Origin of the sequence: Achromobacter sp. (genome assembly GCF_050285565.1) — a bacterium.
GTDB lineage: Bacteria > Pseudomonadota > Gammaproteobacteria > Burkholderiales > Burkholderiaceae_B > Achromobacter.
The window spans coordinates 531,531-543,902 of the sequence record NZ_JBLZXG010000004.1 but is presented as its reverse complement, the minus strand read 5'-3'; the positions used below and the strand labels follow the sequence as shown (position 1 = coordinate 543,902).

General features: G+C 65.6%; 12 protein-coding genes. All 12 read right to left on the bottom strand.

Annotated elements, in window-relative coordinates; all coding sequences use genetic code 11:
* Window positions 1-145: 145 nt before the first annotated feature.
* The gene (locus tag ACN6O8_RS11210) at window positions 146-1,693 is read right to left on the bottom strand and encodes a methyl-accepting chemotaxis protein (protein ID WP_427991120.1); all 1,548 of its coding nucleotides are present in this window, start codon (window positions 1,691-1,693) and stop codon (window positions 146-148) included.
* Window positions 1,694-1,848: 155 nt separating this feature from the next.
* Complete coding sequence (gene cheZ / locus ACN6O8_RS11205) at window positions 1,849-2,481, bottom strand: protein phosphatase CheZ (RefSeq protein WP_427991119.1); 633 nt, start codon at window positions 2,479-2,481, stop codon at window positions 1,849-1,851.
* Window positions 2,482-2,489: 8 nt separating this feature from the next.
* Entirely contained in the window at window positions 2,490-2,879 is a 390-nt protein-coding gene (gene cheY / locus ACN6O8_RS11200; RefSeq protein WP_006387517.1) for a chemotaxis response regulator CheY, read from the bottom strand.
* Window positions 2,880-2,929: 50 nt separating this feature from the next.
* A complete protein-coding gene (locus ACN6O8_RS11195; RefSeq protein ID WP_427991118.1) occupies window positions 2,930-3,988 on the bottom strand; it encodes a protein-glutamate methylesterase/protein-glutamine glutaminase in 1,059 nt (352 codons plus the stop codon).
* 45 nt (window positions 3,989-4,033) lie between these two features.
* Window positions 4,034-4,870: a CheR family methyltransferase gene (locus tag ACN6O8_RS11190; RefSeq protein WP_427991117.1), complete on the bottom strand. Its 837-nt coding sequence runs from the start codon at window positions 4,868-4,870 to the stop codon at window positions 4,034-4,036.
* A 26-nt stretch (window positions 4,871-4,896) separates the two neighbouring features.
* Window positions 4,897-6,603 carry a methyl-accepting chemotaxis protein gene (locus ACN6O8_RS11185; protein WP_427991116.1) on the bottom strand — a complete coding sequence of 569 codons (1,707 nt, stop codon included), beginning with the start codon at window positions 6,601-6,603 and terminating at the stop codon, window positions 4,897-4,899.
* 139 nt (window positions 6,604-6,742) lie between these two features.
* The gene (gene cheW, locus ACN6O8_RS11180; RefSeq protein ID WP_006387513.1) at window positions 6,743-7,243 is read right to left on the bottom strand and encodes a chemotaxis protein CheW; all 501 of its coding nucleotides are present in this window, start codon (window positions 7,241-7,243) and stop codon (window positions 6,743-6,745) included.
* A gap of 15 nt (window positions 7,244-7,258) precedes the next feature.
* Complete coding sequence (gene cheA / locus ACN6O8_RS11175; RefSeq protein WP_427991115.1) at window positions 7,259-9,370, bottom strand: chemotaxis protein CheA; 2,112 nt, start codon at window positions 9,368-9,370, stop codon at window positions 7,259-7,261.
* Between the two features lie 29 nt (window positions 9,371-9,399).
* On the bottom strand, window positions 9,400-9,780 hold the full coding sequence (locus ACN6O8_RS11170; RefSeq protein ID WP_427991114.1) for a response regulator: 381 nt from the start codon (window positions 9,778-9,780) through the stop codon (window positions 9,400-9,402).
* 2 nt (window positions 9,781-9,782) lie between these two features.
* Window positions 9,783-10,772 (bottom strand): flagellar motor protein MotB, encoded by a 990-nt coding sequence (gene motB / locus ACN6O8_RS11165; protein ID WP_427991113.1) that lies wholly within the window; start codon window positions 10,770-10,772, stop codon window positions 9,783-9,785.
* An 11-nt stretch (window positions 10,773-10,783) separates the two neighbouring features.
* Window positions 10,784-11,653, bottom strand: coding sequence for a flagellar motor stator protein MotA (motA, locus tag ACN6O8_RS11160; RefSeq protein WP_427991112.1), 870 nt, complete (start codon window positions 11,651-11,653; stop codon window positions 10,784-10,786).
* Between the two features lie 117 nt (window positions 11,654-11,770).
* Window positions 11,771-12,352, bottom strand: coding sequence for a flagellar transcriptional regulator FlhC (gene flhC, locus ACN6O8_RS11155; RefSeq protein WP_427991111.1), 582 nt, complete (start codon window positions 12,350-12,352; stop codon window positions 11,771-11,773).
* Between the last annotated feature and the right edge of the window lie 20 nt (window positions 12,353-12,372).

Here is a 12,372-nt window from a genome sequence, read left to right as displayed (position 1 = left end):
CGAGATTCTAGGAGGCCTGACTCCCGGGCGATAAGCCAAGAAACGGGGGGAAAGCGGCGCTATTCCCGGATGCGCGCGGATGCGGCGCGGCGCCGGCGGCCGCGAACCGGCTCCCCTGCCCGCCGACACAGGCCGGCGGCCGGGCTCAACCGGCCGCGGCGACCGGTTGGCGGCCCGGGCCGGCGCCGTCGAGGACGGCCTGAAAGCGGACGTAATCCAGCCCGATGCGCACCGCGCCCCAGTGCTCACCCTCCAGAAACAGCGGCAGCGAGATGTCGTTGACGATCTCGCCCGTGTCGCGGGAATAGGTTTGAAACAGCAAGGTTTCCGTGTTCGCGGCCAGGCGCGCTCCGACCGGGTCATCGAAAATCCGCTTGTGCCGCACGCGCGCAATGTCCTGGGCCGGATCGCCGCTGGGCGGATGCGAGTAGCGGCTGTTGTGCGCCGGCGCATAGCCGCGCGCGTCCACCAACAGCGCGTAGCTGCCGCCGGGCACCGCCTCCAGCACGCTGTCCAGCAGGCGCGTCAGGGCCTCGTCGATGGCGCGGTCATAGACGGTGTGGTAGCGCGGCGGCGCGCTGCCCGCGATGCGCTGGTAATGGCGATCGAACACGTCCAGCCCCCGCTCGCGGGCATGCCCGAGCAATCGCGCCGCAGCCCCCCGGAAGGCTTCCAGCGTTTCGGAGAGGCGGTCGAACGCGGTATTGCCGGTGCGCATGTCCGACAACACTTCCTGCACGCTCTCGGTCTGGCGCCGGATGCGGTCGATCTCGCCCGACATGCTGGCCACCCGCTCGCGCACGTCCGCGCTGAGCGCCGCGATGCGGCTGACGTCCTCGCTCATGCCATGGTTGGTGGCATCGACCTCGCCGATGGCCTGCACCACTTCGCCCACCTGGCGGTTCATGCTGTCGAAATCGCGCACGAAATGCTGGAAGTCCTGGCGGGTCTTGTCCAGCACCGCGCCGCAGGCATCGACGTCTTCGCGCAGCGTGCCGGTCTGGCGCTGGGTCGAATCAACCAGCGCCAGCATCTCGCCGGTGTGGCGGCCGATGTCGCTGGTGGCGGCATTGACGCGCTCGGCCAGACGGCCGACCTCGCTGGCGACCACCGCGAAGCCGCGTCCGGCCTCGCCGGCGCGGGCCGCCTCGACCCCCGCGTTCAACGCCAGCAGCTGGGTCTGCAGGGCGATGTCCTTGATCAACTTGCTGATATCGCCGACCGAACGCGCGCGATCGGTCAGCTGCTCCACCACGTCGGTGAAGGCCGCCATCTCGCGGGTCATGCGGTCAACCCGCTCCTTGACCTCGGACAGCTCGGCCAGGGCCTGGTCGGCCGCCCGCAGGTTCTGGCCCGAGACGGCGGCGATCTCGCGCGCATGGGTCGACGTGGATGCCGACAGCGCCGCGATCTGCGCGCCGCTGGCCGCCAGCGCCTCGGCCGCGCGCGCCTGCTCCTGCGCCAATTGCGCGCAGCGGCCGGCCTGGAACTGGGTGCGGGCGGTGTTCAGCGCAATCTCGATGCTGGACTGCCGCACCGTGGCGATGCGGCTGCGGATGCCAGCCAGGAAACGGTATAGCGGCCAGGCGGCCGGGCTGAGGGAAAGCGGGCGTTCGGACAGCGTGGCGCGGCCACGATTGAGCCGGCGCAACAAACCCCAGATGCCCCCGAATCGGAATACGGATCTGGCCAAGATGGCACCTCCTTTTGCGGCCCGGATCGCCTTCTATGGGCATCCGTTGCCTGGGCGCGTGGCGCGCCCTGTCCGCTGCTGGCCCCGATTCTTATTGTTGTGCAGTCTACCCAAGGGTGCGGCTTCGCACCCTTAGGGAATACGACCATGCCGGGTCAAAAGCCCAGGCTGGCGAGCAGGTCGTCGACCTGATCCTGGCTGGTGACCACATCGGCTTTGCCCTGCGGGCTCACCTGCGGGCCGTTGAGCAGGCTGTTGGCTTCGTCGCGGCGCTCCTGCGGCACGTTGTCCAGCAGCACCTGCAGCAGCTCGCGCTCGATCGCGCCGACCACGTCCATCATGCGCATGATGACCTGGCCGGTCAGATCCTGGAAGTCCTGCGCCATGATGATTTCCATCAGCTTGGACTGGGTCTGCTGCGTCTGCTTGGGCACGTCTTGCAGGAACGCGCGGGTGTCCTTGACCAGTTCACGCGCCTCGGGCAATTCCAGCGGCTGGTCGTACCATTGCTGCCAGCGGCCATCCAGGGCCTGAGCCGAACGCGACAGGCTATCCTGGATCGGGCCGGCGGCCTCGGTGGCGTTCAGCACGCGGTTGGCGGCCTGCTCGGTCATCTGCGCCACGTAGCGCAGGCGGTCACGGGCATCGGGGATGGCATTGGCCGCGTCCTTGATCGCCTGGTCCAGGCCCAGCTCGCGCATGCTGTCGCGCAGCATGCGGGTCAGCGAGGCGATGCGGTGAATCAGATCCGGGGATTCCGTCGAGTCAACATTCTGCGTCGTGCTCATTGCACACCTCAGCCGCCAATTTTCTCGAAGATCTTGACCAGCTTCTCTTCCAGCGTCGCCGCGGTGAAAGGCTTGACCACGTAACCGTTGGCGCCGGCCTGGGCCGCCGCGACGATGTTTTCCTTCTTGGCCTCGGCCGTCACCATCAGCACCGGCAGCGAAGCCAGGCTGGCATCGGCGCGGATCTGCTTGAGCATTTCCAGGCCGTCCAGGTTGGGCATGTTCCAGTCGGAGACGACGAACTGGAAGCCGCCGTTGCGCAGCTTCTCCAGCCCGATCGCGCCGTCTTCGGCCTCATCCACGTTCTCGAAACCCAGCTCTTTGAGCAAGTTGCGGATAATCCGCCGCATGGTGGGGAAGTCATCCACCACCAGAATCTTGATGCCCTTGTCTACCATCTTTTACTCCAGAAGAAATTTGCTTGAGATCGATCGGGACGACATCCGCGTCAAACGCGGTGTCCCCGGTCGCCCAGGCGAGTCAGAATGCGCTCACTCATTGCCGACAGCGGCACCACTTCGTCAGCCGCACCGATTGCAATGGCCTCCCGGGGCATGCCGAAGACCACGCAACTGGCTTCATCCTGCGCGATGGTATGGGCGCCGGCGCGGTGCATCGCCAGCATGCCGGCCGCCCCATCCTTGCCCATCCCGGTCAGGATGACGCCGATCGCGTTCTTGCCCGCCGCCACCGCGGCGGAATTGAACAGCACGTCCACCGACGGGCGGTGGCGATTGACCGGCTCGCTGGCCTCCAGCTCGATCACGTAGTTGGCGCCGCTGCGCCCCAGGCGCATGTGCATTTCGCCGCCCGGCGCCAGGTACACGTGACCCGGCAGCACGCGCTCGCCATGCACGGCCTCGCGCACCGTCACCGCGCACAGCGCGTCCAGGCGCTGCGCGAACGAGCGCGTGAAGCCGGCCGGCATGTGCTGGGTGATCAGGATCGCCGGACTGTCCGGCGGCAGGGGCTGCAGCACCTCGCGGATGGCCTCCGTGCCGCCGGTGGACGCGCCCACGATCACCAGCTTCTCCGAGCTCGACAAGGGCCGACGCAGCATCGGCGCCGCCGCCGCCGCCGGTGCGTGCGGGCTGGGCGCGCGCAGCTTGGCGCGCGCGGCGGCGCGGATCTTGTCGGCGATGATTTCGGTGTATTCCAGCAAGCCGTCGCGGATGCCCAGCTTGGGCTTGGTGACGAAGTCGATGGCGCCCAGTTCCAGGGCGCGCAGCGTGATTTCGCCGCCGCGCTCGGTCAGCGACGACACCATCACCACCGGCATCGGCCGCAGGCGCATCAGCTTTTCGAGGAAATCCAGCCCGTCCATGCGGGGCATTTCCACGTCCAGCGTCAACACATCGGGATTGTGTTTCTTGATCAGCTCGCGCGCCACCAGTGGATCGGGCGCGGTCGCAACCACTTCCATATCCGGCTGGCTGTTGATGATCTCGGTCATCAGTCCGCGCACGAGCGCGGAATCATCCACACATAAGACTCTGATTTTCTGCATTGTTTACCGCCTCAGTCTGACCCGGGACGCGCCGCGAGGACGCGCCTAGGCCTTACCTGCGCATTCGTAGACTGTCTGCCCGCGCAGACGGAAATCCCGACTGATGTAGGTGAAGTTCTCGGAATGGCCCGCAAACAGCAGGCCACCCGGTTTGAGCAGCGGCACGAACCGCTCGAGGATCTTCGCCTGGGTCGGCTTGTCGAAATAAATCATGACGTTGCGGCAGAAGATCACGTCGAACTTTTCGCTGATCGGCCATGACGGCGCCAGCAGGTTCAACGTTTCATACCGCACCATGTCGGCGATCTCGGGGCGCACCCTGACCTGCCCGGCATTGGCGCCGCGTCCTTTAAGGAAGAAGCGCTTGAGCCGGCTTTCCTCCATCTTGGCCACGCGCTCGGCCGGATAGACCGCCGTGCGCGCCCGGTTCAGCACATTGGTGTCGATGTCGGTCGCCAGCACGGTGCAGGCGCTGGCGCGCGGCCCCAGGGCCTCGGCCAGGGTGATGGCGATGGAGTAAGGCTCTTCGCCGGTGGACGCCGCACAGCACCATACCGACACCGGACCGCCCCGCTTCTGGGCGAAGTCCGCCAGGATCGGAAAATGGTGCGACTCGCGGAAGAACGCCGTCAGGTTGGTCGTCAGGGCGTTGACGAAATCCTCCCATTCGGCCGAGTCCGGCTCGTTCTCGAGCTGGTCCAGGTAACTGCCGAAATCCTGCCGGCCCAGTGCCCGCAGGCGCCGCGCCAAGCGGCTGTAGACCATTTCACGCTTGTGCGCGCCGAGCGAAATGCCGGCGCGCGCATGGATCATCTTGCGGACGCGAGTGAAGTCCGCGTCCCTGAAATCGAATTGGCGGTCCACCGGAATGGACGGCGCCATGTTTGCCGCTGTTGCCACTCGCGCCCTCAATGTCCAAGTGCAAGCGCATCAGGCGCTTGCAGTCGTGTGTCGTCGGCCGCCGAAGGTCGGCCCGAGGACAGGCGTTGCGCCGGCACCTCGATCACTTCGCCGGCATTGATCTTGAACACCGCCACCGCTTCGGCCAGGCGCTGCGCCTGTTCCTGCAGCGAACCGGCCGCGGCCGCCGCTTCCTCGACCAGCGCCGCGTTCTGCTGCGTCACCTCGTCCATCTGCGACACCGCGCGGTTGACCTGGTCGATGCCGCTGGACTGCTCTTCCGAGGCCGCCGAGATCTCGCCCATGATGTCCGTCACCCGCTTGACCGACGCCACGATCTCCTGCATCGTCGCGCCCGCCCGCTCCACCTGCTGCGAACCCGCGCCAACCTTGCTCACCGAGTCCTCGATCAGGCCCTTGATCTCCTTGGCCGCCTGCGCGCTGCGCTGCGCCAGCGAGCGCACCTCGCCAGCCACCACCGCGAAACCCTTGCCCTGCTCGCCCGCGCGCGCCGCTTCCACCGCCGCGTTCAGCGCCAGGATGTTGGTCTGGAACGCGATGCCGTCGATCACCGACACGATTTCCGAGATCTTGCGCGAGCTGGCCGAAATGCCATGCATCGTGTTGACCACCTCGGCCACCGCCGAACCGCCACGCTCGGCCACGTCCGAGGCGCTGGCCGCCAGCTGGTTGGCCTGGCGCGCGTTGTCGGCGTTCTGCTTGACGGTCGAAGCCAGTTCTTCCATCGAGGCGGCGGTCTCTTCCAGCGACGCGGCCTGCTGTTCGGTGCGGCTGGACAGGTCGGTGTTGCCGGCCGCGATCTCATGCGACCCGGTATTGATCTCGTCGACGCCGCGACGCACCGTGGCCACCGTGCGCGTCAGGCTTTCCTGCATGCGCTTGAGGGCGGCGAACAGTTGGCCGATCTCATTGGTGTTGCGGACCTCGACCCGGGCGGTCAGGTCGCCACCGGCGATGCGGTCGAAGTGGTGGCCCGCGTCCTTGAGCGGCTGCAGCACGCGACGGCGCAGGAACACATAAGTGGCGAACACCAGCAACGCGGCCATCACGCCACCGGCCGACACCGCCATCAGCACGAACTGATAGCGCACCTGGGCCACGTCGAAGGCGTCCAGCATCTTGCTGGCGCGCCAGAAATCGAACCCTTCGACGGCGCGGGCGAAGCGCCCTTCCAGCGCGTCCTGCACCTTCTGCACCTGCGTCTGGTAGGCCGGCATGTCGGCCTTCTCGAGCGCGGCGGTCAGCGGCAACACCCCCTGCTGGATCAGCGCGCCGTAGGATGCCTCGACTTCCTTGAGCGATTCGGCCGCTTCGGCCGGCCGCGGCAGCGTCTTGAAATACTCGTACTCGGCCTGCCCCTTGTTCTGCGCCGCCTTGGCGCGTTCGAGCAGGCCGGTGGCCTCGCCCGACAGTCCCTGCGTCAGCAACGTCGGCTGGCCGACATTGCGCACGATTTCGGCATAATTGGCCGAAGCGGCGCGCCCCAGCCCGTTCAGGGTGTCTTTATAGCTGGAGACGACGCGGCCAAGCGCATCGTTCAGTTCTTGCGATTGCTTGATTTCCGCCAGGGTCGCGTTGCTGATACGCAACGACAGCACGCCCAGCGCCGCTCCAATCACCAACATGAATGAAAAGAACGCCAGCACCCACAACAGGCTGCTGCGTATCGTCATGTTCGCGAAAAAATTGCGCATCACAAGCACCACTCCTGACTGCAATCGTTAAGGAAAAGCGCCATATCGATTCCACAATATGGCGCGCCCATCTCCCTGGGAGGTCGCCACCGCCGGGGCCCTGCCCCGCCGGTCGCGCATCCGGGTCCAGCCCTTCCGATCAGGAAGCGACCTTCTCCACCAGGGCCATTTCATCACTGGTCATCATCTTTTCGATGTCGACCAGGATCAGCATGCGTTCGTCGACCGTGCCCAGGCCCGTCAGGTACTCCGTCGACAGGGTGGCGCCGAATTCCGGCGCCGGGCGGATCTGGCCGGCGTTGAGCATCAGCACGTCCGAGACGCCATCGACCACGATGCCGACCACGCGGCGGTCGAGGTTCAGGATAATGACGACGGTCTGCTCGTTGTATTCGACGCTGCCCAGGTTGAACTTGATGCGCAGGTCGACGATCGGCACGATGATGCCGCGCAGGTTGGTCACGCCCTTGATGAACGGCGGGACATTGGCGATGCGGGTCACCGTATCGGCGTCGTAGCCGCGGATTTCCTGCACCTTCAGGATGTCGATGCCGTATTCTTCATCGCCCAGCGTGAAGACCAGGAACTCGTTGCCGACATCTTCATTGCGCGCGGCTTGCGCTTGCGGTTTGGCTGCCATGGGGCTATTTCTCCATCAATTCAGAATGGCTTCGGGCTGCGACCAACGCTCACGGTTGGCGCGCGCAAGCGCAAATACGTCGACGATCAACGCCACGCTGCCATCGCCCAGGATGGTGGCGGCGGAGATGCCGGGGACCTTGCGGTAATTCGACTCGAGATTCTTGACCACCACCTGGTGTTGACCGATCAGGTGATCCACCAACAGTGCGAAGCGGCGATCCTCGGCCTGCATGATGACCGCGATGGCCTGCGTCGGATCGGTCTGCGCGTCGCTGACCGAGAACACCCGATGCATCTCCACCAGCGGCAGGTACTCGCCGCGCACGTGCATGACACGCTCGTTGCCCGCCACCGAGTAGATCTGGTCGTTGGTTGGCTGCAGCGACTCGGTCACGTGGTTCAGCGGCAGAATGAAGGTTTCTTCGCCCACCCGCACCGACATGCCGTCCAGGATTGCCAGCGTCAGCGGCAGCACGATGCGCGTGGTGGTGCCATTGCCCGGCTCGCACGACAGTTGCACGTGGCCGCCCATGTCCTGGATGTTCCGGCGCACCACGTCCATGCCGACGCCGCGGCCGGAAATGTCGGTGACTTTCTCGGCCGTGGAGAACCCCGGCGCGAAGATCAGTTGCCAGATTTCGTCGTCGGGCGAATTCTCGTTGACCGGCAGACCCTGGGCCATGGCCTTCTTGAGGATCTTCTCGCGGTTCAGGCCGGCGCCGTCGTCGCTGACCTCGATCACGATGTTGCCGCCGTTGTGCTGGGCCGACAGCACCAGTTGGCCGACCGGATCCTTGCCCGCGGCGATGCGCTTTTCGGGGGTCTCGATGCCGTGGTCCAGGCTGTTGCGCACCAAGTGCGTCAGCGGGTCGATGATGCGTTCGATCAGGCTCTTGTCGAGCTCGGTGGCGCGGCCGTAGGTTTGCAGTTCGATCTGCTTGCCCATCTTGCCGGCGATGTCGCGCACCAGACGCGGGAAGCGGCTGAAGACGTAGTCCATCGGCATCATGCGGATCGACATGACGGCTTCCTGCAGATCGCGCGCGTTGCGCTCGAGCTGTTCCATGCCGTTGAGCAGGCGGTCGTGCAGCACCGGATCCAGTGTCGACGCGGTCTGCGCCAGCATGGCCTGGGTGATGACCAGTTCGCCCACCAGATTGATGACCTGGTCGACCTTCTCCACCCCCACGCGGATCGAGGTGGATTCCTTGTCAACATGGGCCGGCGCGGCGGCGCGGCTGGTGCGCGACGCTTGCGAGATGGCCTCGGCGGCGGCGGCGGACTCGGCCACCGCGGGCGCGGCGGCGGGAGCCGGCGCGGCGGCAGGGGCCGCGGCGACCGGCGCGGGTGCTTCGACAGGGGCCGGCGCGGCGGCGGCGGCCGTGGCCGGCGCCGCCTCGCGGGCGATGTTCAGTTGGTCGGCATCGACGATGAAGCAGCAGACGGCTTCGATGTCGTCCGGCGTGCAGGTGCTGTCGACCCAGACGGTCAGGACGCCATTGGCGCGCTCACTGGCCTTGACCTGGCCGAGGTTGCCCATTTCCTCGAGCAGCGATTCGGCGTCCTTGTCCGACACCTTGGTGATGCGCACGCGCAGCGGCAGGCCGGCGGCAGGCTCGGCCGCCGGCGCCGCCTCGACCACGGGCGCGGGAGCGGGAGCCGGTGCAGGAGCGGCCTGTGCCACCGGAGCGGGCGCGGGCGCGGCGGTGGTGGCGCCGGGATCCTTGTGCTCCAGGGCGAGCTGCCGCAACACCGCGCAGATACGCTCAAACACGGCTTCATCGGGCTCTTCGGAGGCCCGGTAGGCATCCAGTTGGCTTTTGAGCACGTCTTTCGTTTCCAAGAAAATATCAATCATGTCCGTGCGCAGCGCCATTTCGCCGCGACGGATCGCGTCCAGAAGGTTTTCGAGCAAGTGGGTGGTGCCCGCCAGCTGATTGAAACAGCCGAACGTCGCCGCGCCCCCCTTGATGGAATGCGCCGCGCGAAAGATGGCATTGAGCTGCTCGATGTCGGGCGCGCCCACGTCGAGCTCGAGCAGCAACTGCTCCATTTGCGCGAGCAGTTCGTCCGCCTCGTCGAAAAAGGTCTCGTAAAACTGACTGAGATCCAAACCAGAACTCATGACCCGTACGCCTTCATAAATGAACCTGCCTACGCGCCGGACTGCTCGTTGAGCAGTTCGGACGCCAATTCCACCAGCACGTCGGGATCGACCGGCTTGGACAGCCAGCCGCACACACCCAGATCGCGCGCGGCCATCTTGCTGTCCACGTCATCCTCGGTGGTCAGCACCAGCACCGGCACGTCCAGGTACTGCTCCTGTTCGCGCAGGCCCTGGATCAACTGCAGGCCACCCATCACGGGCATGTTCCAGTCGCTCACCACCAGGTCCACCGGATGGCTTTTGGCCACCTCCAGCGCTTCCTGGCCGTTGCCGGCCGTCAATACCTTCCATCCCGCGCCCGTCAGCGTCGCCTGGACGATCATTCTCATCGTCGCCGAATCGTCCGCCACCAGAATCGTTGCCGCCATTGCTATCGAGCCCCTTCGGCGGGCGGCGTTGCGGCCGCGTCGCCTTGCTTAGTTGCCTTCGTGGCCTGGACGGCGGCATTCACCGCCTCCACGGCCGTCCCAACCTCGCGGGCATCCTTGGCGCTGACGTCCGCAGCCGCGGCGTTCTCGTTTTCGATGCGCCGCTGGGTGCTCTGGTTGAGCACCACGAGGCTGATACGTCTATTAACGGCCGCATACGGATCATCTTTAACCAGGCTCATGCTCGATGACAGACCCTGGATGCGCATGACCTTGCTTTCGTTCATGCCGCCGGCCACCAGTTCCTGGCGCGAGGCGTTGGCACGATCGGCCGATAGTTCCCAGTTGCTGTAGGCCCGCTCGCCGCGCGCATACTGCGATGCGTCGGTGTGGCCCGAGATGCTGACCTTGTTGGGCAGCTCGTTCAGAACCGGCCCCAATTCCCGCAGGATGTCGCGCATGTACGGCTGCACCTCGGCGCGGCCGGTGGCGAACATGGGGCGGTTCTGGTTGTCGATGATCTGGATCCGCAGGCCCTCGGTGGTCATGTCGATCAGCAATTGGGGCCGGAAGCTCTTGAGCACCGGGCTGTTCTCGATGACGTTCTCGAGCCGCTTCTTGAGGTTTTCCAGACGATGCTGATCGCGCCGCTCGGCGTCGGCCATGGGCTGGGCCTCGACCCGGTTGCCCTGGGCGCGGCGTTCGTCGCCATCGCTGCGCAGCGGATCACGCCCGCCACCCGGCACCGCGCTGGTCTCGGCCGAACTGCTGGGACCGCCGGTGAGCGCCACGCGCAGAGGCATGCGGAAGTACTCGGCGATGCCCTTCAATTCCTCGCGTGGCACGATGCTGATCAGCCACATGACCAGGAAGAACGCCATCATCGCCGTGATGAAGTCGGCGTAGGCGATCTTCCAGCTGCCGCCGTGGTGCCCGCCGCCGTGGACCTTCTTGCGGCGGATCACCACACGGTGGTTGTTTACCGTGCTCATGGCCCGCTCCGTCAGGCCTTGGCGGTGGACTTGGCCTGCCGGACGTGCTCTTCCAGCTCACCGAAGGTCGGACGCACCGACGAATACAGCACCTTGCGGCCGAATTCCACCGCCAACTGCGGCGGATAGCCGTTCATGCTGGCCAGCAGCGTGGTTTTGATGCATTCCAGCACCTTCATCGCCTCGTCGGTGCGGCGCTCGATGCGCGAGGCCAGCGGGCCGACGAAACCGTACGCCAGCAAGATACCCAGAAAGGTGCCGACCATGGCCTTGGAGATCAGGTCGCCGAGGATGGCGGGCGGCTGGTCCACGGCGGCCAGCGCCTTGATCACGCCCAGCACCGCGGCCACGATACCGAACGCGGGCAGGCCGTCGGCCATTTGCCGGATCATGCTGGCGGGGACTTCGCGCTCGTGACGGTAGGTTTCGATTTCTTCGTCCATGAGCGTCTCGATCTCGAACGAGCTCATGTTGCCGCTGATCATGATGCGCAGGTAGTCCGTGATGAACTCCATGAGCTTTTCGTCTTTGGCGATGCGCGGGTACTCGCTGAAGATCGGACTGGAGGCCGGATCCTCGATGTGCGATTCGATGGCCATCAGACCTTCGCGGCGCGCCTTGTTCAGCAGCACGTACAGGAGCGCCATGAGCTCCATGTAGACGTCTTTGCCATAGCGCGAGCTTTTCAGCGTGTCGGGCAGTGCCTTCTTGACGAGCATCAGCGACTTCTTGCTGTTGCCGGCCAGGAACGCGCCGAAGGCCGCGCCGAAGATCAGCGTCAGCTCGAACGGCTGGTAAAGCGCGCCCAGATGGCCGCCCAGCGCTACGAAGCTGCCGACGACCGACACGATCACCACTAGAAAACCGATAACAATCAACACATCAGGCCCCTGCCAACGAAGTCTAAAACCGGCGTCAATGATCCCCTGTTCCCCCCGTCCCAAAAAGGCGGGTTACGGGGAGTTTTCCAGGGCTTTTGATGTATTTGGACGCGCCGCTCAGGAACGGGCGGCGTCCACGGCAGGCGCGCAGCGGCTGCCCGCGCGCGCCTTGGCGGCGGCGCGGGTCTTGCCGGCGCGGGGTGGCGGGCGGCAGATCGCACACACAAAATCCGACTGCGGATCATGCGCATGGGCGATGAAATGCCCGCCGCACTGGCGGCAGGCGGAAAGCTGCAGCATGCCGCTGTCGAAAAACCGCACCAGCATCCAGGCGCGGGTGAAGCTCAGCACGGGTTCGGTGGATTCGGCGTTGTCGACGCCGGCGTTTTCGAGATACAGGCGGTACGCGTCGATGATGGCGCGAATACCCTTGCTGCTGGTACGCGCATTCAGGAACGAATACACGTTGTAGAAAAGCGAGGAATGGATGTTCGGCAGCCAGGTCATGAACCAGTCGACCGAAAACGGCAGCATGCCCTTCGGTGGCGAGCAGCCGCGGATTTCGCGGTACAGGCGTGCCAGGCGGTCGTGGCTGAGGCTGGTTTCAGCCTCCAACACCTGCAGCCGCGCGCCCAGTGTGATCATGGAGCTGGCAAGCAGGATGTCATCCGCTTCCTGCGAAACGCTCTTGGTGGCCATTACACGTGTCCGAGTGGGAG

What these genes read in the sequence shown, in the direction of transcription:
- cheW (WP_006387513.1), bottom strand. Translation starts at nt 7,243, where the DNA reads ATGGCAGCCAAACCGCAAGCGCAAGCCGCGCGCAATGAAGATGTCGGC.
- ACN6O8_RS11195 (WP_427991118.1), bottom strand. Translation starts at nt 3,988, where the DNA reads ATGCAGAAAATCAGAGTCTTATGTGTGGATGATTCCGCGCTCGTGCGC.
- ACN6O8_RS11190 (WP_427991117.1), bottom strand. Translation starts at nt 4,870, where the DNA reads ATGGCGCCGTCCATTCCGGTGGACCGCCAATTCGATTTCAGGGACGCG.
- flhC (WP_427991111.1), bottom strand. Translation starts at nt 12,352, where the DNA reads ATGGCCACCAAGAGCGTTTCGCAGGAAGCGGATGACATCCTGCTTGCC.
- cheA (WP_427991115.1), bottom strand. Translation starts at nt 9,370, where the DNA reads ATGAGTTCTGGTTTGGATCTCAGTCAGTTTTACGAGACCTTTTTCGAC.
- cheY (WP_006387517.1), bottom strand. Translation starts at nt 2,879, where the DNA reads ATGGTAGACAAGGGCATCAAGATTCTGGTGGTGGATGACTTCCCCACC.
- motB (WP_427991113.1), bottom strand. Translation starts at nt 10,772, where the DNA reads ATGAGCACGGTAAACAACCACCGTGTGGTGATCCGCCGCAAGAAGGTC.
- ACN6O8_RS11170 (WP_427991114.1), bottom strand. Translation starts at nt 9,780, where the DNA reads ATGGCGGCAACGATTCTGGTGGCGGACGATTCGGCGACGATGAGAATG.
- cheZ (WP_427991119.1), bottom strand. Translation starts at nt 2,481, where the DNA reads ATGAGCACGACGCAGAATGTTGACTCGACGGAATCCCCGGATCTGATT.
- ACN6O8_RS11185 (WP_427991116.1), bottom strand. Translation starts at nt 6,603, where the DNA reads ATGCGCAATTTTTTCGCGAACATGACGATACGCAGCAGCCTGTTGTGG.